Genomic DNA, 26,580 nt, shown 5'->3' with positions numbered 1-26,580 from the left:
AAATAAATAAAAAACAGATGAAAAACTATTTTAATCGCCAAAAAGCACTTTTTAGTTAACTAAAAAGTGCTTTTTGGCATTCTTATATAAGCGATAAAAATTGCTTTTGAAATTAATTAAATTTCCATCCTAAACCTGTAGTAATGATGTAATCTGTATCATTACCTTCAATCGCTGGCTGATTATCGTAGTTTAATGTGAAGCCTGCTTTTATGTAAAAATCGGAAGGTAAATCATACTTTAAGCTTGTGTCAAAATCGGTTCTTAACCTGCCTTTTTCAGATAAACTGGGAAGCACAGTTAAATTAGCAGTTACACTAATATCATCATAATTAAATAGATTTAAATTAGTAGCAACAAAAATTTCCGAAGAGGTTTTGTTTAAAGATGTATCCACATAGTTCTCAATATTGTAATTTATACCAGCACTAAGTCCCCAATAAAGTTTGGTGTTGTTTTTTATAAACTTACCAGCACCTATACTTGGTGTAATCCTGCCTTTAAGCGCTTGTTCGGTATTAGATAAAAATGATGCATTTGCTAGTAAATACCATTGGCGATTTGCAAGTATCCTAAAAATATCCACTTTAGCATCGGTTCTCTTAGTGCGTTCGGCATCATCTTGCGTGGTGTTTAATACGCTAACGGTTCCATCGGCAATCCATGAACGGTCTAAATAATGAATTTCACCACTTACCGAAAATTGTTGCGAATTGTTGGCTTTAGATAAATTGTAACCTAAGTCGATTGCCCCAGAAAAACGATTGATAAAATCTTCATTAATTTCGTTTAAGGCAACAATCTCAGATAAACTAAACTCTACAACTTTTCCGTCTTCAAGAATAACTTGACCTAAACCATCTTTGTTTGTTGTTAACTGTCCGAATTCGCGTCGGTTTTTTGTTAAAACTACAAGACTTTTTCTTTTAAGGTAGATGTATTTCACATCCTCAAACTTAACGTTAAAATCACTATCACTATAGTCTGTTTCAATAGTAATTACGTTTTGTTTTAGCTTTTTTACTTCACCTGTTAAAACGGTTTTGTCTTTAAGTTTTAGGGTGTCGACTTGCGAAAAACCTATGAGGGATAGGGATAACATAAAAACACAAGTTAAGTTTTTTTTAAGTACAGATTTTGTCATACTAAATGTTACATTTTGGTTGTACCCGCAATTTAATAATAATAATTTTTTTAATTCGATAAATACAGGAAATTCAGGCCTTATTAACGTACTCTTAAAAATGATTTAATTAAATTTGTTGCAATCAAATCTAATGTATGGGCGGGTTAAAATATTTATGGTTTTGTGTTGTAGTAGTCGTGTTTTTTACTTCTTGTAAGGAGGATAAGTATAAAAACCTTGATGTTAAAGAAACAAAGACACACTATGATGCTGCAACATATATCGGCTCTAAAACCTGTGTTGAATGCCATAACGAAGAATTTAAAAAATGGCAAGGTTCTCATCACGATTTAGCCATGCAGGTAGCAAATGATTCTACTGTTTTAGGTGATTTTAATGATAAAAAACTGACTATCGATGGGGTGTCGTATCATTTTTTTAAACGTAACGATCATTTTTTTGTTAAGGTTAAGGAAATTGATAATTCGGTGAAAGAATACCAGATTTCCTATGCTTTTGGTGTTACGCCTTTACAGCAGTATTTAATAGATTTTGATAAAGGTAGAAAACAAGTTCTGCGCGTTACTTGGGATGCTATTGAACACAAATGGTATCATCAATATCCTGGCGATACTATAGTGCCAAACGATTGGTTACACTGGACACAGACAGCCCAGAATTGGAATACCATGTGTGCCGAATGCCATTCTACGAATTTACAGAAGAATTATAATGTTGAAACTGATGAATTTCATACCACTTATGATGAAATTAATGTGGCTTGTGAAAGTTGTCACGGACCAGCAAGTAACCATGTGCAATGGGTTTCTAATGGTAAAGGTGAAGGCGACGATTATATTTTGAAAGGAAGGACTCAAGAAGATCAGTTACAACTTTGTGCGCCTTGCCATTCTAGAAGAGCAAAATTAACCCCGAATTTAGAGCCTGGAATACCGTTTGAAGATCAATATTTACTTCAAAATCTATCCACTACTTTTTACCATGGTGATGGTCAAATTGAAGATGAGGATTATGTGTATGGTTCTTTTAAACAAAGTAAAATGTTTGCCAATGGTGTTAAGTGTACCGATTGTCATGATGCCCATTCATTAAAACTAAAATTTGATGGTAACCAATTATGCCTACAGTGTCATGCACCAAGCACTTACAATACAGAAAAACATCATTTTCATAAGCCAGGCACAGAATCGGCCATGTGTATTAATTGCCATATGACGGGAAAAGTGTATATGGGTAATGATTTTAGACGCGATCACAGTTTTAGAATTCCTAGACCAGATCAATCGGTTGAATACGGAACTCCAAATGCTTGTACTCAATGTCATGAGGGTAAAAGCGATTCTTGGGCTGCAGAAGCGGTTAAAAATTGGTATGGAGAAGACCATGAGCCTCATTTTTCTGATGCTTTATTATTGAGTAATCATCCAAATTTAAGCACTGCTGAAAGAGCCAAATTAGATGCTTTTATTGGCGATTTACAATTTCCTGAAATTGCAAGAGCATCGGTTATTGATAATTTGAATTATGCAACTCAAGAACAGTATAATGTATTGTTTTCAGCTTTAGAAGATCCTTCAGCAATGGTACGTTATAGCGCACTTATGAAGTTTAGAGCTGTTTCACCAGAAGTGAAGAAAGAGGTTTTAAAAATGGTTTTAAACGATCCTATTAAACTGGTGCGGGTAGGCGCGGCACAACTTGTAAATGGAATGCCTCTTGAAGCGTTTCCAGAACAAGATAGAGCAGCACTTTCAAAAGCTAGGGCTGAATATGAAATCATGCTTAACAGTAGTGCCGATTTTTCAACAGGACGTATGCAATTGGGCGACTATTACATGCAGAAAAATGAGTATAACCAAGCCATAACACATTACGAAATGGCCATGAAAAAAGACAGCTTGTTTACGCCAGTCTATTCTAATCTTGCAACCGCTTATTCTTTAGTAGCAGATTATGATAATGCTTTAAACACGCTAGAAAAATGGATTAAAATAGAACCCAAAATAGGGCGACCACATTATTTGAAGGCCTTATTGTATTTTGAAAACAAAAAGGATGCTATGGCGGTTTCTGAGTTGAAATTGGCTATTAAGTTGGATCCTAAAGATTCGCGCTCTATGTATAATTTAGCAACCTATTATTACCAAGGGAACAAAGATTTACAGTTGGCTAAAACTCATATAAGTCGTGCTTTAAAAGTAGCGCCAGGCAATCCTAATTACGAATATTTATTGGCCTTAATTTATCAGAATTTAGGGGAAACAGATAAAGCTCAAAGCATCATGAGCAGGTTGCAAGCTAATAATCAGAATTAGGAATTCTACGTCTGTTTAAATCACAAGAAAATAGTGAAGCAAGAAGTTTTTTCATCAAATGACCTAATGGTTACGCGAGCATCGCTATGATTTTCTGAATTAAAGAGAAGGGGCATTATAAAGTCTACTTGTATTTAATTTTGATTCCTTTTGAAGATGAATTGAAGAGAAACCACCCATCAAAACACATAAAAAAAAGCTGTCTCCTACATTTGCTAAAAACAAACACAGGAGACAGCCTTTATAAATTCTATAATAAGTTTATTCTTTTTTGTTTAAGCTTTGCATGATTTTTGGAACTAATTTTTCAGCAGCTTTTTGTGCATCGTTAGGGTCTTCCAAATTTGTTGTTACAACGGCAACTAATTGTTTTTCGGTTGGTTCATCTAAATTATAAGCTACAGTTTCTAAAACATAATCGGTACTAACACTTGTTGAAGTTGATGTTGGGATGTAGCCTCCAAAAGAGTTGTAGTACCCGCCATAAGCGTAAGGCGCTCTATAATAATTATAAAAACCACCGTAATAACCTGGGTAATAATTGCCATAACCAGCACCCATGTAAATACCATTATTAGAGGTAGTTACCGTTTGTTTTTTATCTTTAATAGCAGTTAAAACAACACCATTGTACCCTTCGCTATCCATTAAGCTTTTTATAAATGCAATGCGTTCTTCGCTCATTTCTACGTTAGTGTGTATTTCTGGTGCTTTGGTGTAGCTTTCGGTAGCTTTAATACCTTTTGCTCTTAAGGCATTGGCTATTTCTACCTCAAAAGCAATACGCCCTTGTTTGTTTGCTGTACGTGCAATAACCAATACATTTTTTGTTTTAAAAAGATCTACAATAGATTCTTGAGCCTTCCAAGCATTTATTACTTTGGCGCTTTTACAGGCTTGTATTGATAAAGCGATTGTTAAGATTAGAATAACAGCATTAATTTTTCTCATAATTTCAAAAAGGTGTTTTATTAAATACAAGCAGTTTAGTGTGTTTTTAACTGCCATTACAACGGCTATAACCGATAATAGGGTGTAAATATAGTAATAATTAAGGTTGATGCTTGTGCTAATTTAGTCTTTCAAAAATCAGATGAATATTGGTTTTGAAACTAAAATGCATAGGTTAAAGAAATACTATATCTAAATGAAGGTAAGGTTAAACTAGATTTTCTTTTTATTTGGCTAAACCTAAAATCACTTTGAAGAAAATCGAATAAACTATAGTTTTCAAGCGCTTCATTTAAATCGTCATAAAACTCATCGGGAAGGTCTTTTTTATTCGTCATTGAAAAATTATAGAAACCAGCGCCTGGCCCTGCAATTAAAAAATCTACAGCAAACCTTTTAGATATTGGTAATTTGTAACCAACCATAAGTCCAACAGAGGTTATGTTAATTCTGGCATCAAATTCTAATTCGTAAGCTGTATTAGAGTTGCTTATATACGCTCCATCAAGATCCGATTTGTAATTGGAGTATTTTACATAAGCACCAAAATAAAAGCCATTCATTCCTGTAGATCGAATATCATTAAGATAATAACGGACTTCCGGAATTATATTAAATCCGGAGTAGGTGATATCATTCGTTTTTATTTTTTCAGTATTTAAACCAGATAGTCTAATTAGTCCTTCAGGGCTTTTATAGCCTAAACCTAAATCGGCAGAGATATGATCACCTAACAAGCGTTCGTATTTAAACTGAAAAGCACCATTTATTAATTCTGTTGCAACAAAAGCAATTTCGTTTTTACCTTTTGAGTTGTAGCTTTCTTGAGAAAAAGCATTTAAAGCGACTAATAATGCTATTAAAATAGAGGAGAAACGTTTCATAAAGTTTGATTTTATAAAATGAGATTAAAGATACATTATATATAGTTGAATTTAAATGTTCTGGCGTGTTCTTTTTTTATTGAAACTATTAAATTAGTGAATTTTAAAAGGTTATAGTTATATTTTCTTATGTGTTTTTCTCTGTCTTTTAGATTGTGATGCTTTGTAGATTTATTTTACACCATGGGTTTTGGTATTTTTTCTATCTTTAAAGGTCTATTTGTTTTTAGGTTTTTTTGCGCTTTGTTAAATCATTACAAGTACAAAATTACGGGCTTAATGCTCAACTTAAAAGTTGTTAATGGTGTTTTAATAGCCGCTTATCAAGATGAAAATCCAACATGACAAGCGTGTGTATTCGTGCTTTTATCGGTTTTTCGACTAAATAAAGTAGAATTTTTTTAAAAAATATTGCATATAAAATTTAAATCATTACATTTGTGTAATCGATTACAATAAAATAAGAGATTATGAACAACTACGATATGAGATATGCTTCTAGTCCTGAAGCTGTTAAAAAGTACAATACACAAGAGTTACGCGATGAATTTTTAATTCAAAAAGTGTTTAGTAAAGATAAACTAAATTGGGTATATACACACTACGACAGATTTATGGTTTCTGGTGTCGTGCCTGTTGATAAAGATGTTGAGCTAGAAACAATCGACCCATTAAAAGCGTCTTACTTTTTAGAAAGAAGGGAAATGGGCGTTATTAATATTGGTGGAGCAGGAACAATAACTGTAGATGGTACCCTTTATGATATTGATAATAAGGAAGCATTATACTTAGGACAAGGCAATAAAAAAGTTGTTTTTTCAAGTAAATCTAAAGATCATCCGGCAAAATTTTATATCAATTCAACCCCAGCTCATAAAGCATTTCCAAATAAGAAAATTGGAAAAGAGGACGTTGAAGTTATCGAATTAGGCGCCCCTGAAACCGCCAATGCACGTACCTTAAGAAAATATATTGTGAATAGTGTGGTTGATGTTTGTCAGTTACAAATGGGGATGACTTCATTAAAAACGGGAAGTGTTTGGAATACCATTCCTTCTCATGTTCACGACAGACGTATGGAAGTGTATTTCTATTTTGAGGTTCCAGAAGATCAGGCAGTTTGTCATTTTATGGGGCAACCACAGGAAACAAGACATATTTGGATGGCTAATAATCAGGCGGTTATTTCGCCACCATGGTCTATCCACTCAGGCTCAGGTACAAGTAATTATACTTTTATTTGGGGTATGGCTGGTGAAAACCTAGATTATGGTGATATGGATGTTTGTAGTAATAACGAATTAAGATAAAATAAGTATGTCTATTAATTTATTCGATTTAACAGGAAAAGTGGTTTTAGTAACCGGTGCCGCACACGGCTTGGGCATGGCCATGGCTAAAGGTTTAGGTAACGCTGGAGCGACATTAGTAATAAATAATAATACGCCTGCAAATTTAGTAGCAGCGATTGAAGAATATAAAAAATGCGGATTAACCGTTCATGGTTATTCATTTGATGTGACTAATGAAAGCGAAGTAATGCAATCGATTAAAAAGATTGAAACTGAAGTTGGTCCTATAGATGTTTTGGTAAACAATGCCGGCATTATAAAAAGAACTCCTATCGTAGATATGGAGGTTGTCGATTTTGAATCGGTGATAAAAGTCGATTTAGTAGGGCCTTTTATTATGTCTAAGCACGTTGCTAAAGGTATGATTGAAAGAGGTGGCGGAAAAATTATAAACATTTGCTCTATGATGAGTGAACTAGGAAGAACTTCTGTTAGTGCATACGCAGCTGCTAAAGGCGGTTTAAAAATGCTAACCAGAAGTATGGCCACCGAATGGGCGCGATTTAATATCCAAACAAACGGGATTGGCCCTGGGTATTTTGCGACTTCTCAAACAGCACCGATACGTGAAGATGGGCATCCTTTTAACGATTTTATTATTAATAGAACCCCTGCAGCACGTTGGGGTGATCCCGAAGATTTACAAGGCGCCGCAATCTTTTTAAGCTCGAAAGCCAGTGATTTTGTAAATGGCCATATTGTTTATGTAGATGGCGGAATTTTAGCAACCATAGGGAAACCTTCAAACGAAGATTAAATTTTAAGATATGAGTACGACATTTATCCACGATAACTTCTTGTTAGAAAATAAATATGCTGAAGAATTATATCATAATTACTCTAAAAATCAGCCTATAATTGATTATCATAACCATTTACCTCCGCAGCAAATTGCAGAAGATAAAACCTTTGATAACATTACTAATGTTTGGATAAACGGCGATCATTACAAGTGGCGTGCGATGCGAACTCTAGGTATCAACGAAAAATTTATTACTGGTGATGGTTCCGATAAAGACAAGTTTTTAAACTGGGCAAAAACAGTACCTTACACAATGCGTAACCCATTGTACCATTGGACGCATTTGGAATTGGCTAGATATTTTGATATTAACGATTTACTAAGCGAAAAAACGGCCGAAAAAGTTTGGGAACAAACCCAAGCCAAATTAAATTCGGATGGCTATAGCTGTCGTGGTTTACTTAAAAAAGCAAATGCAGAACTCGTTTGTACTACGGAAGATCCTATTGATACATTAGAGCATCATCAAAAATTAGCTAAAGAAAATTTTGGCGTAAAAGTAAGTACGGCTTTCCGTCCTGATAAAGCGATTTTAATTTCTAACGAAGGTTATAACGATTATATAGTAGAACTGGGGAAAGCGGCAAATGTTGCTATCAATACCTTTACAGATTTATGTGATGCCTTAAGAAAACGAATTCAGTTTTTCCATGATAATGGTTGCAGACTTTGCGATCATGGTTTAGATCAAATTTACTATGAAAGCTATACCGAAGCTGAGGTTAATAGCACTCTTCAAAAACAATTAGCAAATAAAGCGATTACAAATGAGGAGGCTTTAAAGTTTCAAAGTGCCGTATTGGTATATTTATGCGAAACCTATCATGAATTTGGCTGGGTGCAACAATTTCACCTAGGCGCTTTAAGAAATAACAACGCACGTATGCACCGTATTTTAGGTCCGGATACAGGTTGGGATTCTATAGGCGATTATCCTCAAGCTCAAAAACTATCGGCTTTTTTAAACGGTTTAGATAGTAAAGATAAATTAACAAAAACCATTATTTATAATTTAAATCCAGCCGATAACGAAGTTATGGCAACCATGATTGGTAACTTTAACGACGGTAGTGTAAGAGGTAAAGTGCAGTTTGGTTCTGGATGGTGGTTTTTAGATCAAAAAGACGGGATGACAAAGCAATTAAACGCCCTTTCTAATATGGGATTAATTAGCTGTTTTGTTGGGATGTTAACCGATTCTAGAAGTTTCTTGTCTTTTCCACGTCATGAGTATTTCCGTCGTATTCTTTGTAATCTTTTAGGGGATGAAATTCAACGCGGCGAACTACCTAATGATATGGAGTGGATTGGAAAAATGGTTTCTGACATCAGTTATAACAACGCGAAAAATTATTTCGATTTTTAAAAATATAATACCAACTAAACTTTTAACACCACAAACTACTAGTTATGAATGAAAATGTAAAAACCAAACCTACCAACTATAGATGGACCATTTGCGGACTTCTATTTATGGCGACAACCATAAATTATTTAGATAGGCAAGTCCTTTCGTTAACTTGGAAAGATTTTATTGCGCCCGAATTTCATTGGACCAATAATGATTACGGTAATATCACCGCTTTATTTTCTATTTTTTATGCGGTGTCTTTATTGTTTGCGGGTCGTTTTGTAGATATTATGGATACCAAAAAAGGCTTCCTTTGGGCCATTGGCGTATGGTCGGTTGGTGCTTGTTTACATGCCTTCGCAGGTATTGGAACGGCTGGATATATTACAGGAGATTGGTTTTTAGGGTTTGAAGGTGCTAAGGATGTGCTTCATACCGTAAGCGATACAGGCTTAGTGATTTCTGTAAGTGTGACGCTATTTATTTTTGCACGTTTTGTATTGGCTTTGGGGGAAGCAGGAAACTTTCCAGCAGCCATTAAAGCTACTGCCGAGTTTTTCCCTAAAAAAGACCGTGCCTTTTCAACAAGTATCTTTAATGCAGGAGCCACTGTAGGCGCACTTGCTGCACCTATTACCATTCCGTTTATTGCCGAGGCATACGGTTGGGAAATGGCCTTTATTGCCATTGGAGCCTTAGGTTTTGTATGGATGGGCTTTTGGGTATTTATGTATGAAAAACCAGAAAAGCATTCAAAAGTAAATGCTGCCGAATTAGAATACATTCAACAAGATATTATCGCAGATAGTAAGATTGAAGGTTATGTTCCAGAATCGACTAAAAAAGTGTCTTTAATGGAATGTTTTAAGTACAAACAAACCTGGGCATTTGCCTTTGGTAAATTCATGACCGATGGGGTTTGGTGGTTCTTCTTATTCTGGACACCAGCATATTTAAGCTCGGTTTATGGTATGGATTCTACCGAAGCGGCTTTCCCATTATTTGTTTTATACATGATTACCTTACTGTCAATAATAGGGGGATGGTTACCAACGTATTTTGTTGATAAAAAAGGGATGAATCCTTACGAAGGCCGTATGAAAGCCATGTTAATTTTTGCTTTTTTTCCTTTACTGGCGTTAATCGCACAACCTTTAGGGCATTATACGTACTGGATTCCTGTTATCATTATCGGAATTGCAGGAGCTGCACACCAAGCTTGGTCGGCAAATATTTTTACCACAGTAGGCGATATGTTTCCTAAAAAAGCCATTGCTACAGTTACCGGAATTGGTGGTTTAGCTGGAGGATTAGGGTCTACATTTATTAATAAAGGTTCTGGACTTTTATTTGATTTTAGCGAAAACACAAATATGGCATTTATGGGCTTTAAAGGTATCGAGTCTGGATATTTTATTGTCTTTTCAATATGTGCTGTATGTTACTTAATAGGTTGGACCGTTATGAGGGTTTTAGTACCTAAATACAGACCTATAACAGACCTATAAACCTTATATACTTACAACTACCAAATATGATTACTACTAAAAAATTAAATAGAGAAAACCTCGGGTTAGAAGCTAAACTACCCATTAAAATTGTTCAGTTTGGCGAAGGGAACTTCTTAAGAGCTTTTGTTGGCTACGCCATTCAAGAATTAAATAAAAAAGCAGATTTTGGAGCTGGAATAGCCGTGGTTCAACCTATAGATCGTGGTTTAGTTAAAATGCTAAACGATCAAGATGGTTTGTACACTTTGTTTATGAAAGGGGTTAAAAAAGGCAAAGAAATTCAGGATATTGAATTGATTTCAAATATCGTTAAAGGGGTAGATCCTTATGCGAATTTTAATGATTATTTAAGTTTAGCTAAGGAGGAAGCTTTAGAATTTATCATTTCTAACACCACCGAAGCAGGAATTTCTTATGTAAGTAGCGATACGCCAGAGATGCAGCCACCAAGCTCATTTCCAGCAAAATTAACCCTGCTTTTACACGAGCGTTTCAAGCATTTTAATGGCGATTCAAGCAAAGGTTTAACCATCATTCCTTGCGAGCTTATTAATCATAATTCTGAAACCTTAAAAGAGATCATATTACAATACATTTCAGATTGGAATCTTGGGGACGATTTTAAATCATGGATTTTAGAAAACAATGCGTTTCATAGTACTTTGGTAGATCGTATTGTGCCAGGCTATCCAAAAGATGAAATTGAAGCTTACAATGCACAATTGGATTATTCAGATAATTTAATTGTTGCTGCCGAAGCCTTTTTACTATGGGTGATTGAAGGTGGTGATGATTTAAAAGCAAAATTACCATTTGATAAAACCGATTTAGACGTTAAGATTGTTGATGATATGCAACCTTACCGTACAAGAAAAGTGCGTATTTTAAACGGGGCGCATACGGCTATGGTACCATTTTCAATTCTTTACGGAAATAAAACCGTAAAACAATCGGTAGATGATGCCTTTACAGGGCCGTTTATTCAAAAAGCCGTATTCAATGAAATTATTGATACGCTGGACATGGATCGTGACGAGTTAAATAGTTTTGCTGATGAGATTTTCGATCGTTTTAGAAATCCGTTTATCATTCATAACCTATCTAGTATTGCTTTAAACACCGTTTCTAAATTTACAGTTCGTGTGTTGCCAAGCTTACTAGGTTATGTTAAAATTCACAATAAAGTGCCAACGCATTTAACCTTTGCTTTTGCTTCGTTAATTCGTTTTTATAAAGGCACTTTTAACGGCGAGGCTTTACCTGTTCAAGATAGCGAAGATATCGTTGCTCATTTTGCCAAAATTTGGGAGTCTAACAATTATGCAGAAATCACAAAGGCTGTTTTAAGTCATGAAGAGTATTGGGGAGAAGATTTAACTCAAGTTGAAAATTTAACTGAAGCCATTGCTTTAGCTTTAAAGGAAATCGATACCAATGGTGTAGAACAAGGCTTTGCTAATTTTAGCAAGTCGTTTTAAGAATTTAAAAGATAACTGTAACAAGTTAATAGGATGCAAAAAAAAATTATAAAAGTAAATAACCCGGATAATGTAGCTGTAGCCCTTGTGAATTTAAAGGCTGGAGAGGTTGTTTCTTTTGAAGGGGAAGACATAAAGATTCTTTCAGATACCAAATCGAAGCATAAGATTGCTTTACAAAAATTTGAATCTGGAGACCGAATCATTATGTATAGCGTACTTGTTGGTACTGCCAATGGGGTGATTGAAAAAGGCGATGTTTTAACGGTTGATAATGTAAAACATCAAAGCGATAAAGTTTTTGGTAAAACAGAATCTTTTTCATGGACCGCACCAAATGTTGAAAAATGGAAGGATAAAACCTTTATGGGTTACCACCGTCCAGATGGCCAAGTTGGAACTGAAAATGTATGGTTGTTTTTTCCTTTAGTGTTTTGTGAAAACAGAAACATTGAAATTTTAAAAGATATTTTCGAACGCGAACTTTTAAAACAAAAGGTGAATCCGCATCAAATGTTGTTACGTTCGTTAGTTAGCGGTCACGAAGAAACTGCTGAAACACCAACATCAACCGATGTTTTTGAAAATATAGACGTAAAATTTATAACGCATCCAGGAGGTTGCGGTGGTATTCGTCAAGATTCCGAAATTTTAGCGAAACTATTAGCAGGTTATGTAAATAACCCTAATGTCGCAGGTGCTACGGTTTTAAGTTTAGGCTGTCAGAACCTTCAAATTAGTGTGTTTAAAGAAGCTTTAAATGCGATAAATCCGAATATGGAGAAGCCTGTTTTAATTTACGAGCAGCAGCAAATGGGGACTGTAGATGAGATGTTAACGGCAATCGTTAAGGATTCTTTTGAGGCCATTAAAGAAGCTAATAAGCAAGAACGCCAACCAGCACCAATATCTAAATTAAAAGTAGGTTTAGAGTGTGGTGGTTCCGATGGGTTTTCAGGAATTTCTGCAAATCCAACTTTAGGTGCTGTTTCCGATTTATTAGTAGCGCTTAATGGTACGGCTGTTTTAGCTGAATTTCCTGAGTTATGTGGTGTAGAACAAGAACTGGTAAACCGTTGTGTAGATGAGGAAGATGGTAAGAAGTTTTTACAATTAATGAAAGATTTTGAAAAATCGGTGGTCGATGCAGGCTCTGGTTTCGATATGAATCCGTCTCCAGGAAACATTAAGGATGGTTTAATAACCGATGCTATGAAATCTGCTGGGGCTGCTAAAAAAGGTGGTACATCACCTGTTGTAAACGTTTTAGATTATGGTGAGTATATCACAGAACCTGGTTTAAACCTTCTATGTACACCAGGAAACGATGTAGAGAGTACCACAGGTTTGGTAGGATCTGGATGTAACGTGGTGTTATTTACTACGGGATTAGGAACGCCAACAGGAAACCCTATTGCACCAATTATAAAAGTATCATCTAATACCGAACTTAAAGAAAAAATGCCTGATATTATCGATATTGAAACAGGCGCTGTAATACGAGCAGAGAAAACCATTGATGAAATGGCTGAAGAAATGTTAGATTTTATCATTGAAGTGGCTAGCGGTAGAATACAAACCAAAGCCAAATTATTAAATCAAAATGATTTTATTCCGTGGAAACGCGGAGTATCCTTATAGAATATAAGTTGTTGTTGTACAAAAAAGGTCGCCTTAAAATTATTTTCTGGCGACCTTTTTATTTATTTGATATGCTTAACTTAGGTTTAAACGTGTTATTTATTCCTAAGGGACGATTGTCTTATAATTAACTCAGGATCTAAAACCACTTTTCTTTCAGAACGGATGCGTTTCGAGTTATTAACTTCTTCAAGAAATACACGTGCTGCTAGTTTACCCATTTCAATAGGTGATTGATCAACCGTTGTTATAGTTAGTTCCATTAATTTCGTGAATGGCTCGTTACTAAAGCCTATAACGCCAATATCTTCAGGGATTCTTAATCCGCGTTCTTTTATTTCCTGAATGGCTCCAAGGGCAGAGAAATCACTTGATGAAAAGATGCCATCAGGCGGATTTTTCATATCTAAAAACGTTTTAGCGACTTCCTTACCTTGTTCCACTTTACTCCAAGATTCTAGCACTAAACTTTCGTCAAATTCCAATCCGTTATCTAATAAAGCTTGTTTGTAACCAGCATATCTATTCTTGAAAATCTCTAATTTTTGATCGTTAGAAATATGTGCAATTCGTTTAAAACCTTGATCAATTAAATGTTGTGTTGCTTCATAAGCTCCTTTAAAATCGTCGATAGTTACAGAACTTACTCCAGGAATATTTTTACTTCTATCAAAAAAGATTAGAGGCACATTTTTTTTAAGGACGTTTTTAAACAAATCATTATTGTCATGTTTGGTATTTGAAATAGACATTAAAATACCATCAACCTGTAGGTTTAAAAGTGAATTTATATTACCTAGTTCCAATTCTTTTTCATCGTGCGTCTGACAAATAATGATGTGATAGCCTTCAGGATAAAGTTCTTCTTCAATACCACGAATAACCGAACCAAAAAAGTTTGTGTTAATACGGGGTACAATCACGCCCACATTAAAACTCTTACCACTTTTTAAAGCTTTAGCAAGTCTGTTTTGTTCGTAATTCATTTCTGCTGCCGTATCCAAAACAAGTTTTCGGGTAGCAACACTAATCTTAGGATTATTATTTAGGGCACGCGATACAGTTGCAGCTGTTATGTTCAGCTTTTCAGCAATATCATAGATTGTTGTTTTTTTATTCATTGGTGAAGGCTCTGGTTAGAGTGCAACAAAAATACCCAAAAAAATAAGCTACACAAACTGTTTTTTGGTTTCATTTTGAGGCTGTTGGTTAGTTGGTTAACGTATTGGTTAATGAAATATTAAATTAAAGAAAATGAGTGTATAAACTATAAGAAACACTGCATTTACATTGTAAGAAATCTCTAGAATACCGAAGCAATATATAACATTAAGTAATCGATTGCAAAAATATGTCCAAAAAAAGTATAATTCTTTGTTTCTTACAATTATGTCAGATTTTTAATTAAAATTTTAGATAAAATGCAATCCTGTGTTCTGCTTTCATATTTTCTTATATTAATTTAAGTATAAAACAGTTGTAATCCATTATGTATAAAGGGGTGTAGGGTTTTTTCTGCATGGAGTTGTTCTTTGTCAAATAGTGGAAAATCGGACTTTATTCATGATATATTAGTAATTTTTTTAACATAATTTTTACAAATTTCTCATTTTTATTTGTTTATCTGAAAAATATTCCTTTGTTTCGTAATCGATTACAATAAGTTGTAGTCAGAAAACTAAACTTTAACTAAACAATTATTAAACTATGAAGAGTAAATCTTTACTTCAGAAATGCTTTAAGCATTTTGGAGCATTACTGGTGTTTTTTTTATTAAACACCTTGAATGCACAGCAAGGAACTACAATTACAGGAGTTATTACAGATTCCGAGACAAACATGCCTTTGCCAGGTGTAAATGTGATTGAAAAAGGCACTAAAAATGGAACTTCAACAGATTTTGATGGAAATTATTCATTAACAGTATCGTCTAGCGCTTCTGTTATAGAGTTTTCTTATGTGGGGTATAAAACTCAAGATATTTCAGCATCAGGAAAAACCACGATTAGTATCGTTATGGAATCTGATGCCCAAGCATTAAAAGAGGTTGTAATCGTAGGATATGGTACTGTTAAGAAAACAGATTTAACAGGTACTGTAGCTACGGTAGATTCTGAAATTATTAATGAAAGAAACGCAACCAACCCTTTAGAGGGGTTACAAGGTACAGTAGCAGGGGTGCAAGTTACTTCTAATACAGGTCGTGCTGGAGATGGTTTCGATATTGTGATTAGAGGAAATAACTCACTGTTATTAGATTCAAAACCACTTTTTGTTGTTGATGGAGTACCTACCGACAATATTGATTTTTTAAATCCTCAAGATATCGCGAGAATGGATATTTTAAAGGATGCTTCCTCGGCAGCTATTTATGGTTCTAGAGGTTCAAACGGGGTTGTTATTGTTACAACTAAAAATGGAACAACTGCAAAATCTGGTGTAACAGTGTCTTTAGATACTTATTCAGGGATAAAAAATGTAGCAAGAATGCCTAAGTTAATGAGTTCGGATAGATGGTGGTACTATCACCAATCGGCTTATATGGCAACCACAAATGGTGGTGATTCAATGAATACCTCACCAGCGGAATTAGAAAACAGTTACATTGGTGCTAGTAATCCTGTTCTTAAAAGCAGAGTTGAAGCAGGTAACGATTACGATTGGGCAGGTGCAGTACTTAAAAGTGGTGTGCAAAACAACACCTACTTATCTGTAGCTGGTAGAGCTGATAACGGATTAAATTATAATATTGGTTTAGGGTATCAAAAAGAAACCGGAAATATTGCAAATGAAGAATTAGATAAGTATTCTTTTAAAGCAGCTGTAAACCATAAGATTAATGAAAAGTTTTCAACAGGAGCTAATATTACGGTTACTTTGACTGAAGAGCAATTGGGTAGTGATATTGCCATGCAAGAAGCATTTAGAATGAACCCATTTCAATCACCTTGGGCTATCGATGCTAATGGAAATGAAATTGAAGGCGAAATGGTGTTACAACCTGGTAAATTATTATACCCTGACGGAAGCTGGGCTATTAATAAAACAAGTTCTATTAACCCGTTATTAGAAATTGTTAATTCGTCTGATGAGATTAGAAGATGGCAAACGGTTGGAAATGTGTTTTTTCAATATAGTCCGCTAGAATGGCTTTCATTCAAAACTACCTATTCTGCAGGTTTAGAAGATTACAGACGTGGTAAATCATGGGGTGCTTTAACCGAAACTGGTTCTAAAAATGGTAATTTACCATCAGCCGAATTAATTCAAGATTCAAACTTCAACTATACTTGGGATAACCAAATGAATATTGATTTTGATCTTGAAGATGGCGATCATACTTTTAATTTCTTAGCGCTTCAAAGTTTTTACTCTGATAGATATGAAACATCTTTTATGAGTTCACAAAGAATGCCTTTCGATACTGGTTATCATAATGTAGGCTCAGGGTTACAATCTTCTTATAATTTAGGTTCAGGTTTTTCTAAGCGTACCTTAAATTCTTATGCTTTACGTTTAAATTATGGGTATAAAGGACGTTACTTAGTAACCTTATCTAACAGATGGGATGGTTCTTCAGTTTTTGCTGAAGGTAATAAATGGGCTAGTTTCCCTTCTGCTGCTTTAGCATGGAGAATGAGTGAAGAGTCTTTTATGGCAGATTCTAATTTCTTTTCAAACTTAAAATTAAGAGCAAGTTACGGTTATACAGGAAACAATAATATTGATTCTTACTCAACTTTAAATGCTTTAGATAGACAGACGTATTACGATTATAATGGCACTACAGCTAACGGATGGATGCCTAGCGATTTAGCAAATTCAGATGTTACTTGGGAAAAAACAAGAGAATTTAATGTTGGTTTAGATTTTGGATTCTTGAAAAACAGAATTGTAGGTAGTGTAGATGTATACGATAGATTATCGGACGATTTATTATTCCCACAAGCCTTACCATTGGAGTCTGGATGGCCAACAACAATTGCAAACGTTGGATCTGTAAGTAATAAAGGTGTTGAGGTTTTATTAACAACAAGAAACATTCAAACTAATAATGTAAGTTGGGAAACGACATTCACTTTTACTAAAAACACAAACAAATTAGTAAGTATTTACGATCAAGATCAAGTAGACGATGTAGGAAACAACCTTTTTATTGGTGAGTCATTAAATTCACACTATAATTATCAGTTTGATGGTATCTGGCAAGCAGATGAAGCTACCGAAGCTGCATCTTATAACCAAACACCAGGACAAGCTAAAGTGAAAGATATAAATAACGATGGCGTTATTAATGCTAATGATGATAGAATTATATTAGGAAACTCTGATCCAGATTGGTCAGGAAGTTTAACTTCAAGATTAACTGTTGGGAATATAGATTTCACAGTTTCTGCAATTACGAATCAAGGCGTGCTTGTGTATAGTGGATTTCACCAAAATTTCACAGACATGAGAGATAGAGGTAGACCAAAATTAGATGTTGCAGATTGGTACATTCCAGAAAACACCTCGGGTATTACACCAATGGCATCAAACTCGTATCCACAACCTCGTAATGGTGGTACTTATTGGAGAAATGATGGCGTAGGATATTATAAAGACGCTTCTTTTGTAAAAATTAAGAACATAACATTAGGATACACTTTAAGTGATCGCATAGTTGATAAGCTTAAAATTAAATCGTTAAGAGTGTACGGAAATGTTTTAAATCCTTTTGTATTTACAGATTATGAAGGATACGATCCAGAGTGGGCGGCAGCAGGTTTTAATGTAGCACGTGTAGGTTCGGTAACCTACCAATTAGGGTTAAGTTTAAAATTTTAAAAAAGGATGAAAATGAATAATATAAAAGTAATTTTAGGAATACTTATTACAACGTTTAGTTTTACGGCTTGTAGTGAATATATAGAGGAAGATAACCTTTCTAATGTAACAGCTGAAAGTTTTTATGTAACAGCTGATGGTTTTCAAGCACTTGTTAATGCCAATTATGCTAATTTAAGAGATATTTATGGTGACGATGCTTGGTTATTTTGTGCAGGAACAGATATGTACGCCGAGGCAAGAGATCAAGAACCTCCAGGATTAAGTCAGTACACGCAATTAAATTCATCATCTCAAGGTGTTGATCATTTGTACGAAACTTGCTATAAAGCAATTCAATCAGCAAACATGGGATTGCATTATGCACAACTTACCGAATCAACTTCAGACTTACCTAAACAAGTAGGGGAGTTACATTTTTTAAGAGCAAATGCATATTTTCTTTTAGTACAAACTTATGGTGGAGTTAGTCTTGCAAATGAGTTTGTTACAAGTCCAGTTTTATCTTTTTCTAGAAATACAGCAGAGGAAGTATATACGCAAATCCTTGCAGATTTACAAGCAGCAGAAGGCGCTGTTGCAACAGGAGCTTATAATGGAAAAGTAAACCAAAGAGCTGTAAAAAACTTAAAAGCTAAGGTGTACTTAACACGTGCTTATGAGTCTTTTGGTGATGCTGGAGATTTTGCTATGGCTGCTCAGTTAGCCGATGAAGTTATTGGCGGACAAGGTTTAAATTTATCATTTACTGATTTATGGTTCCCAGGAAACGAAATGAATGAAGAGGTGATTTTTTCAGTACAGTTCGATCCATCATCAGTAAGTGCAGACCCATTAAATTTAGGAAACAGACAAGCTAATTATTTTGGGCCGTATTTAGGTGGTTCTGAAGTTGCAGGAAATGCGCCATATAGAACGTATAATTTATGTCCAACCGATTATGCTTTAGGCTTGTTTACTCAAGATGATGAAAGATGGGAAGGGACATTTATGACAGAAATTTTTAAAAGATATTATGATTATTTTGATGAAGATGATCATAGCGGTTTAGCAGTAACAGATTTTTATGAGCCACAATGGTTTACTGCAGCAGATAAAACAAATTATCTTACTACAGCTAACTTAGATCCAAATTTCGAATACCATGATTGGGGTACACATTCAGCACAGGTAGTTAGTACTGATTATGCAACAATTCCAGTTAAAAAATTCGATGATCCTGGATCTCCTTTTGGAGCTAATGGCGATGATGGTAGAGTAAGCAGAAGAGACTTTATTGTGTCTCGTTTGGCCGAAACATATTTAATTGCTGCCGAAGCTTATTTAAATACAAATCCTTCAACGGGTCTAGCTAGACTTAATGTGGTTAGAAATAGAGCTGGTGTAACTCCTGCTACCTTAGCCGAGTTTGATATCGATTATATATTAGACGAACGTGGTAGAGAATTATTAGGAGAATATCACCGTTGGTTCGATTTAAAACGTACAGGTAAATTAGTAGAAAGAGCTTCTATGTATCATTATTTAATAGATGCAAGCAATTTTAATGGTGCTAACGGAGAACTTAAAATTTTAAGACCAATACCACAGAAGGCTCTTGATTTAAATCAAAATAAAGATTTTAAACAAAACCCCGCTTACGAATAATTAGTAGTAGTAGTTAGTTTACATATTTAATTTAGTTAAAAAAGAGGTTTCTTCCGTTTTTAGAAACCTCTTTTTGTTTTTAGTTGGTAATGATTTATAATTCTTCTTGACTTTAAATAAAGGGGGATTCGAAATTAACATTGAACTCCTGTTTTAACACTTTATTCGATTAAATTAACGGATTCTGTTTTTCTATTTAAGATAAATTGATTAATATTGTGTAATCGATTGCATTTTGTTGCGTTTCGAATTGATAAATAAATTAATAGCACAGATATGAATAAATTTTTAAAGCTTTCTAGTTTGCTTCTTGTATGTCTTGTTACAGCTTGTAGTAGTGATAGTGATAATGACGACAAACCAGGAGAAGTATTGGTTTCGGGAATAAGCATTCAAGGCAATGACATTAACGATGGCAAAACAACAACACTAAAAGCAAGTGTATCGCCCGAAAACGCTACTAATATAAATGTAGATTGGAGTGTTTCAGATAAAAAAATGGCTGAAATTAGTGTTACAGGTGTTTTAACCCCAAGAGACAATGGTGAAGTTACGGTTACCGCAACAGCACAAGATGGAAGTGGTGTTACAGGAACTTTATTAGTTAAAATTTCTGGCGTAACCCACGGTACCATTTTGCAAGCCGAAAACATGCTGTTATGGCAAAGAAATAACGGCGGATGGCCTAAAGAGCCTCATAATGATTTTTCAGGCTATAGTCGCGAACAAACCGATGCCGAAAAAACAGCCGCATTAAACGGTAAGGGGTATACCGACACAACTATAGATAACGACCATACGGTTGGCGAGATTAAAGCCTTGTTGGATGCTTACCGATTAACATTTAATCCAGCCTATTTAGAGGCTGCCGAAAACGGATTAAAATACCTTTTTGAAGCGCAATATGATAATGGCGGATGGCCACAATATTATCCAGATAAAAGCGGGTACAGACACCAAATTACCTTTAATGATAATGCGATGGTTAATGTGATGAATTTTATGTGGGATATTTCAAAAGGTGAAAATGACACCGATAATTTTGAAGATAGCTACAAAGAAAAAGCTTTAAATGCGTTTAATAAAGGTATCGACGTTATTTTAAAAACACAGATTACCGTAAACGGAACCAAAACCGCTTGGTGCGCTCAACACGATGAAATTACCCTGCTTCCAGCTACGGCGAGATCTTATGAATTACCATCAATAAGTGGTTCGGAGTCTGTAGGTATTGCTAGAACGTTAATGCTTGTTGAAAGTCCTTCCTCAGAAGTAAAAGCAGCTGTAAAAGCGGCTATCGAATGGTTTGAAGATGCTAGACTTTACGACATTGATACCAAAAAAACGGCCGATGATGTGATTGTAGTTACGGCTCCTGGAAATATTATTTGGGCACGTTTTTATGACTTAGAATCCAACGAACCATTTTTCTGTGGTAGAGATGGTATTAAGAAAAGTACTTTAGCCGAAATTGAAAGAGAACGTAGAACAGGCTATGCTTGGTACGGTACATGGCCTAAAAATATTATAGGAACAGAATATACCAATTGGAAAAGTAAACACGGTATTTAAATGTATATAAACTTGTAGAGTAGTTAGTTTTTTTTTTTTTCAAAAGGGGTGCTTATTTATTATATAAGTGCCCTTTTTTATTGAGGTGATTTCAATTCAGAATTGGTATAAAGTGGTTAAAAGGATAAAAAAAGTAGCGATCTTACCAATAGAAATAATTTTTCTTAACCAACAACCAACAACCAACAACCAACATCCAACAACCAAAAACCAACCACCATAGAACTACTCCCCAAAAACAACACCCAAGAAGTCAACAGTAAAACCTAGTGTCGGTTCAAACCAAGGATGCATAAGCCAGAACGCATGTGGTGTATCTGGGAGGGTATGTGTTTCATTATAAATATGATAGTCTTTTAAAAGAGCAATCATATCGTCGCGCCCTGCATGAAAACGGGGCTGTGCGCTATTAATAAACAAAGTTGGTGGCGTATTTTTATCAACATATTCTAGCGGCGACGCAGCTTTCCAGTTTTCCCAGTTTTCTTCACGTGTACCATCTAACCAAATACTTGCCATTTTGCCTTCAGCGGAAGCTTCAGGATGAATAAAGGAAACTATACCATCAATATTTATAATGGCTTGTACAGCATCTGAAATGGTCGAACTCGATGTGTATATAGGGGCGTTTGGAGTTACCCCAATTAATGTGGCCATTTGTGCGCCAGAAGAAGCGCCTAAAACCGCAATTTTATCAGGATTTATATGGTACTTTTTAGCGTATTTTTTAATCCATTTAATGGCATCTTTTAAATCGATCACACCTGCGGGGTAGGGTGCTTCTAGGCCGAGACGGTAAGATGCCGTAATGCCCACATAACCGTTTAAGGCCAGATGTTGTGCCATAACACGTTGGTTTTTCTTTTCGCCTGTAAGCCAACCACCACCGTGAATAAGCAATACCGCGGGATATGTTTTTTTTGATTTGTCTTTAGGACGATAAACATCAAGTTTTAATTTCCGTTGATTTATCTTTTTATAAACAAGATCTTCTTTGTATTCGATTTTATCGGAAACTAAAGGCTGAATAGGGCTAATAAAACCGTATGATTTTTTTAATTTATTATAGGTGGTTTCTATGGTATATGGCTTAAATGTAGGTTTGTTTTGCCCCCATAAAGAATGACTGCCTAGTAGGATTAAAATGAAATATCCAATTTTATGATGAAGGAGCATGATGTCTTAAAATTATTTGCCAATTTTAAAATAAGCCACATCGGCATAACCACCACGTTTAGCATCCATAGTGCTTACCGAAAATAAGCCCACTTTGGCACCAATCCATTTGCCTTCTTTGGCTTTAAACGGTTTGCCTATATCTTTGAATTTTTTGCCATTTTCGGAATAACTGAATTGACACATCGCATTGGGTGCCGTGATTTCTACTTTAAAAAAAACGGTATTCGATTTTAATCTTTTTTCTTCAATTATTTTTTCTGAAGCACCATGAATGGCATCTATGCTTTCGGTTTGTTTGATGTAAAAGCCTTTGGAATCGTTTGCAATGCTTAAAGTAGCATAATCCATACCCATGATAATGATTCCTGCCGATTTACCACTTTCTGCTTCTTCAGGTACTAGAGTAATTTTTGTTGAAGCCGAAAATGATGGTGCCGGAAACTTTTGAAGTAACAAATTAGGCATTAACCATAAGTTTGGGATGGTTTCTTTTGGTTTTATAGAAAATAATCTGAGATAATCATTCCCTGGCAATTTAGCATGCCAAACCACATCATTATTGGCGTTCCATTGCCATTGTAATCCGATGTCTTGACCTTCAAAATTATCAGTTTCAAAAGGGGTTACTATGGGATAGCTTTTTCCAACATTAGGTTTTTTATGAGTTTGTACAGGTTCGCCAATACCATTGCCGTCGAAATCTTTACCCATTACAGGCCAATCGTTTTCCCAAGTCATGGGTTGTAGGTGCACAATGCGTCCGTAAGCATCAACATCCTGAAAATGATAAAACCACGATTCTCCCTGAGGTGTTTCCACCCAAGCCCCTTGATGCGGCCCATTAATTTTGGTGCTACCTTGTTCTAAAACGATCTTCTCTTCATAAGGGCCGTAAATGTTTTTAGAACGTAAAATAAGTTGCCAACCCGTTGGAACACCGCCAGCAGGAGCAAAAATGTAATAATAGCCGTTTCGTTTGTAAAATTTAGACCCTTCAACCGTATCGTGATGGTCATGACCATCAAAAACATGAATGCCTTTATCTAAAACTTTGGTGCCTTCAGCATTCATTTTATTAACACTTAACAAGCTTTTTACGCCTGCTCGGCTTCCAGCGTAAGCATGCACTAAATACGCATCGCCATTATCATCCCAAAGTGGCGAAGGGTCAATAAGACCTTGGCCTGGCATCACAAGAACGGGAGCATCCCAAAGTCCGTAGGGATCTTTGGTTTTTACCATATAAATCCCGTAATCTGGGTCACCCCAATAAATATAAATTTCATTGTTATGATAGCGAATACTAGGTGCCCAAACACCATTACCGTGTTGAGGTATGCTGAAGTTTTCAAGTGGAACCTGTTCTGGCAAAGCATGATTGATGAGTTGCCAGTTTACCATATCTTTTGAATGTAAAATAGGTAGGGCAGGAGCCGCATTGAAGCTAGAGGCGGTCATATAATAATCATCGCCCACACGAACCACATCAGGATCGGAATAATCCGCATATAAAATAGGGTTGGTATAGGTGCCATCGCCATTGTCGGCAACCCAAACTTCCGAAACATAAAGTTTCTCTGTTTGGGCGCTTAGACAGGTAACGTAAAATAATACAAATATTAACGAATAAAACTTCATTATAACTTGTTATTTATTAAGTTCTAAACTCGCCATAATGAAAGGACCAGTGCCTTTAGGGTCGTTAGAGCGGATAATTTCACCAATATAATATTCGTAAGAGCCATCGCGGTAAGGGTTTCCGCCTAAACCAGCTACACCACAGCATTTGTTAAGGTTTACAACACCGTTTTCTTCAACAGAAACAAGGTTTTTTACAAGACTATCGTAAGCTTTGTTGGCAATATCTAAATATTTCGCAGGCAAATAACCTTTGTTAGCGCCTTTTGCAAAAGTGTAGGTAAACATAGCGGTTCCTGTAGCTTCTAAATAGTTGCCTTCGCGATTGCCTTGGTCTAACACTTGCCACCATAATCCAGAGGCATCTTGAACTTTGGTAATGGCTTCTGCGTATTCGTTTAAGTATTTAATGATGCGGGCTCTTCCTGGGTGATCGCTAGGTAAATCATCTAACACATCAACCATAGCCATGCCGTACCATCCCATGCCTCTAGACCAGAAGTGTTGTGAGTTTCCAGTGTCTTTATTCGCCCAACGTTGGTCTTTGCTTTCATCCCAACCATGGTAAAGCAACCCTGTTTTTTCATCGCGACTGTGTTTTTGGATTAAATCGAATTGTAGTACCACATCGTTATAAATGTGTTCTCTTTTCGCCTTATCTTCAATGTACTCTTTAGCGTATCGTGTGTGGAATGGTTCAGCCATATATAAACCATCTAACCACATTTGATACGGGTATATTTTTTTGTGCCAATACCCACCGTCTGAAGTTTTTGGCTGCGACTCCATTTGGATATTTAAAGTTTCCATAGCCGTAAGGAAACGTTGTTCCTTTGTTTTAGGATATAAATACAGTAAAACATCGCCTGATTTTATCATATCTAAATTCTGATTTGATAATTTATAGGTTAAAATGTTTCCGGTACTGTCTATCATTTCATCCGCGTAAGCGTAAATGTAATTGTATATTTTTTCGTTTTTGGTTTGCTCGTAAACACGTGCCGCGGCATCTAAAACCAAGCCGTTGGTATAACTCCATTTTGGCTTATCTCTAAAGTCTAAAAGAGACGCTTTTGGGAAACGTACAATTTCCGATAGGATCATACGTTCCGACCATTTTAGGTTTTCTGGAACTACTTTTTCTACCGCAGCGGTTTCAGCCTTTGTTTCTGTTTCAGATTTAGCTTCCTTGCAGGCTGTTGCCGACAGCCCTAAAGCCAAAGTAAAAAGGGCTATATATTTAGTTGATGTCTTCATGAATGGTTTAGTTTATTGTGTTGTTTGAATTCAAGTTTTCTAGTTTTGTGTTTAAATCGGCTATAAAATCTGCTTCTGTTTTAATGCCGTTAGGTTCTTGTTCCCAAGCTGCTAAAAAGTAATAAGTGATGGTTTTAGTTGTTGGTTTAAAGATGACTAAATGATCGTGCTGTCCTTCTTTTTGTTCGGCAACTTCATCTAATTTATAGAACAATGCCATACCTAAATGATCTGGAGGACTAACTAAAGTTTGCGCGCCGTAGGTAGCGATGTACGCCCATTTTTCACCAACTTTTTTGGTTACTGGAATGTTTTTTGCGATAACAATTCCCGTACATAAACCTTCAATGGCTTTTGAAGGGGTTAATTCAGCTTTAGTAAATCTGTCGTTAGGATAGATGCTTAAAACCGATTTTAAATCGATGCTGTCGTCGCCCGTTTTCCAATCGTCATAAGAAATGGTAATAGCCGATTTTTCATCGGTATTAGAAATCGCAGCGTGGGTATCTTTAACATTTTGAAAATGTACAATCGTATCGGCTACAATGCGGCCGTAACCACCAATACCCATAGATTTTCCTGCTTTTAAAATGTCTTGTCCCCAAGCAGAAGGTTCATGATATGAATCGAATCCATCCTGACCCACATTTGGCAACACCATAGTGTCTACTTTTTTTCCGAAGATGTCTATGGCATTTCTCCAATCTAAATAAATGCGATAGCCTACTTGGGCATTTTCCCAACCTGGGCCTTCATAACGAATGTACCAAGTATGGTCTGTATGTTCTTTAGGAACTTGAAGTGCTTCTACATTTTTAAATGAAGTTCCATTAGCATATTCCATATGTCCTCTAGGACCATCGACCCAAGTTCCGCCTTGAGCGATAGAAATTTCGGCATAGGTTTTTTTGGTTTTTGGAGCTTCTGTTACTACGTTGGTAGTTACCTCAGTTTCGGTTTTTGTTTGTTTGTCTTTACAAGAAAATAGACTTAAAAAGACAATTGATATTAAGGTTAATTGTTTCATG

The 26,580-nt window shown here is 35.5% G+C and carries 18 protein-coding genes; 10 read left to right on the top strand and 8 right to left on the bottom strand.

All coding sequences use genetic code 11. The annotated features are described in order from the left end of the window. Positions 1-112: 112 nt before the first annotated feature. Positions 113-1,102, bottom strand: a complete 990-nt coding sequence (locus H6X70_RS01905; protein WP_194765991.1) for a DUF481 domain-containing protein — start codon at positions 1,100-1,102, stop codon at positions 113-115. Between the two features lie 179 nt (positions 1,103-1,281). Between H6X70_RS01905 and H6X70_RS01900 the strand changes: the two genes are divergently transcribed. After that, positions 1,282-3,462 (top strand): tetratricopeptide repeat protein, encoded by a 2,181-nt coding sequence (locus H6X70_RS01900; protein ID WP_194765990.1) that lies wholly within the window; start codon positions 1,282-1,284, stop codon positions 3,460-3,462. A 261-nt stretch (positions 3,463-3,723) separates the two neighbouring features. On the opposite strand, the gene H6X70_RS01895 is transcribed toward H6X70_RS01900, so the two are convergent. Both H6X70_RS01895 and H6X70_RS01890 read right to left on the bottom strand, forming a co-directional pair. Next, a complete protein-coding gene (locus H6X70_RS01895) occupies positions 3,724-4,413 on the bottom strand; it encodes a hypothetical protein (RefSeq protein ID WP_194765989.1) in 690 nt (229 codons plus the stop codon). A gap of 161 nt (positions 4,414-4,574) precedes the next feature. After that, positions 4,575-5,297 (bottom strand): DUF3575 domain-containing protein, encoded by a 723-nt coding sequence (locus H6X70_RS01890; RefSeq protein ID WP_194765988.1) that lies wholly within the window; start codon positions 5,295-5,297, stop codon positions 4,575-4,577. A gap of 470 nt (positions 5,298-5,767) precedes the next feature. Between H6X70_RS01890 and kduI the strand changes: the two genes are divergently transcribed. Genes kduI through H6X70_RS01860 form a run of 6 tightly spaced genes read left to right on the top strand, consistent with a single transcriptional unit; the run spans position 5,768 to position 13,432 of the window. After that, a complete protein-coding gene (gene kduI, locus H6X70_RS01885) occupies positions 5,768-6,607 on the top strand; it encodes a 5-dehydro-4-deoxy-D-glucuronate isomerase (protein WP_228530233.1) in 840 nt (279 codons plus the stop codon). Between the two features lie 7 nt (positions 6,608-6,614). Next, positions 6,615-7,406: a gluconate 5-dehydrogenase gene (locus H6X70_RS01880; protein ID WP_194765987.1), complete on the top strand. Its 792-nt coding sequence runs from the start codon at positions 6,615-6,617 to the stop codon at positions 7,404-7,406. Positions 7,407-7,416: 10 nt separating this feature from the next. Continuing rightward, positions 7,417-8,817, top strand: coding sequence for a glucuronate isomerase (gene uxaC, locus H6X70_RS01875; protein ID WP_194765986.1), 1,401 nt, complete (start codon positions 7,417-7,419; stop codon positions 8,815-8,817). A gap of 44 nt (positions 8,818-8,861) precedes the next feature. Beyond that, positions 8,862-10,310: an MFS transporter gene (locus H6X70_RS01870; protein WP_194765985.1), complete on the top strand. Its 1,449-nt coding sequence runs from the start codon at positions 8,862-8,864 to the stop codon at positions 10,308-10,310. Positions 10,311-10,336: 26 nt separating this feature from the next. Continuing rightward, positions 10,337-11,791: a tagaturonate reductase gene (locus H6X70_RS01865; RefSeq protein ID WP_194765984.1), complete on the top strand. Its 1,455-nt coding sequence runs from the start codon at positions 10,337-10,339 to the stop codon at positions 11,789-11,791. A 33-nt stretch (positions 11,792-11,824) separates the two neighbouring features. Next, positions 11,825-13,432 (top strand): UxaA family hydrolase, encoded by a 1,608-nt coding sequence (locus H6X70_RS01860; protein WP_194765983.1) that lies wholly within the window; start codon positions 11,825-11,827, stop codon positions 13,430-13,432. A gap of 95 nt (positions 13,433-13,527) precedes the next feature. Here the strand turns inward: H6X70_RS01860 and H6X70_RS01855 are convergent, their stop codons facing one another. Next, the gene (locus H6X70_RS01855; protein ID WP_194765982.1) at positions 13,528-14,553 is read right to left on the bottom strand and encodes a LacI family DNA-binding transcriptional regulator; all 1,026 of its coding nucleotides are present in this window, start codon (positions 14,551-14,553) and stop codon (positions 13,528-13,530) included. A 586-nt stretch (positions 14,554-15,139) separates the two neighbouring features. Here H6X70_RS01855 and H6X70_RS01850 point away from each other — a divergent pair. From H6X70_RS01850 to pelA, 3 genes are all read left to right on the top strand, one after another. Then, entirely contained in the window at positions 15,140-18,259 is a 3,120-nt protein-coding gene (locus H6X70_RS01850) for a SusC/RagA family TonB-linked outer membrane protein (protein WP_194765981.1), read from the top strand. Between the two features lie 12 nt (positions 18,260-18,271). Further along, complete coding sequence (locus H6X70_RS01845; RefSeq protein WP_194765980.1) at positions 18,272-19,906, top strand: RagB/SusD family nutrient uptake outer membrane protein; 1,635 nt, start codon at positions 18,272-18,274, stop codon at positions 19,904-19,906. A gap of 276 nt (positions 19,907-20,182) precedes the next feature. Further along, on the top strand, positions 20,183-21,478 hold the full coding sequence (gene pelA, locus H6X70_RS01840; protein ID WP_194765979.1) for a pectate lyase: 1,296 nt from the start codon (positions 20,183-20,185) through the stop codon (positions 21,476-21,478). 225 nt (positions 21,479-21,703) lie between these two features. Here the strand turns inward: pelA and H6X70_RS01835 are convergent, their stop codons facing one another. The 4 genes from H6X70_RS01835 to H6X70_RS01820 are packed head-to-tail and all read right to left on the bottom strand — an operon-like array spanning position 21,704 to position 26,579. Continuing rightward, positions 21,704-22,654 carry an alpha/beta hydrolase gene (locus H6X70_RS01835; protein WP_194765978.1) on the bottom strand — a complete coding sequence of 317 codons (951 nt, stop codon included), beginning with the start codon at positions 22,652-22,654 and terminating at the stop codon, positions 21,704-21,706. Between the two features lie 12 nt (positions 22,655-22,666). Further along, positions 22,667-24,295, bottom strand: coding sequence for a glycoside hydrolase 43 family protein (locus tag H6X70_RS01830; RefSeq protein WP_194765977.1), 1,629 nt, complete (start codon positions 24,293-24,295; stop codon positions 22,667-22,669). Positions 24,296-24,304: 9 nt separating this feature from the next. Next, positions 24,305-25,552 (bottom strand): glycoside hydrolase family 105 protein, encoded by a 1,248-nt coding sequence (locus tag H6X70_RS01825; RefSeq protein WP_194765976.1) that lies wholly within the window; start codon positions 25,550-25,552, stop codon positions 24,305-24,307. Between the two features lie 7 nt (positions 25,553-25,559). After that, a complete protein-coding gene (locus tag H6X70_RS01820; RefSeq protein WP_194765975.1) occupies positions 25,560-26,579 on the bottom strand; it encodes a DUF4861 family protein in 1,020 nt (339 codons plus the stop codon). Position 26,580 lies beyond the last annotated feature (1 nt).

The sequence above is a fragment of the Tamlana sp. I1 genome (genome assembly GCF_015355625.1).
In the GTDB taxonomy this organism is placed as follows: Bacteria; Bacteroidota; Bacteroidia; order Flavobacteriales; family Flavobacteriaceae; genus Pseudotamlana.
This window is presented reverse-complemented; position numbering and strand designations above follow the sequence as displayed.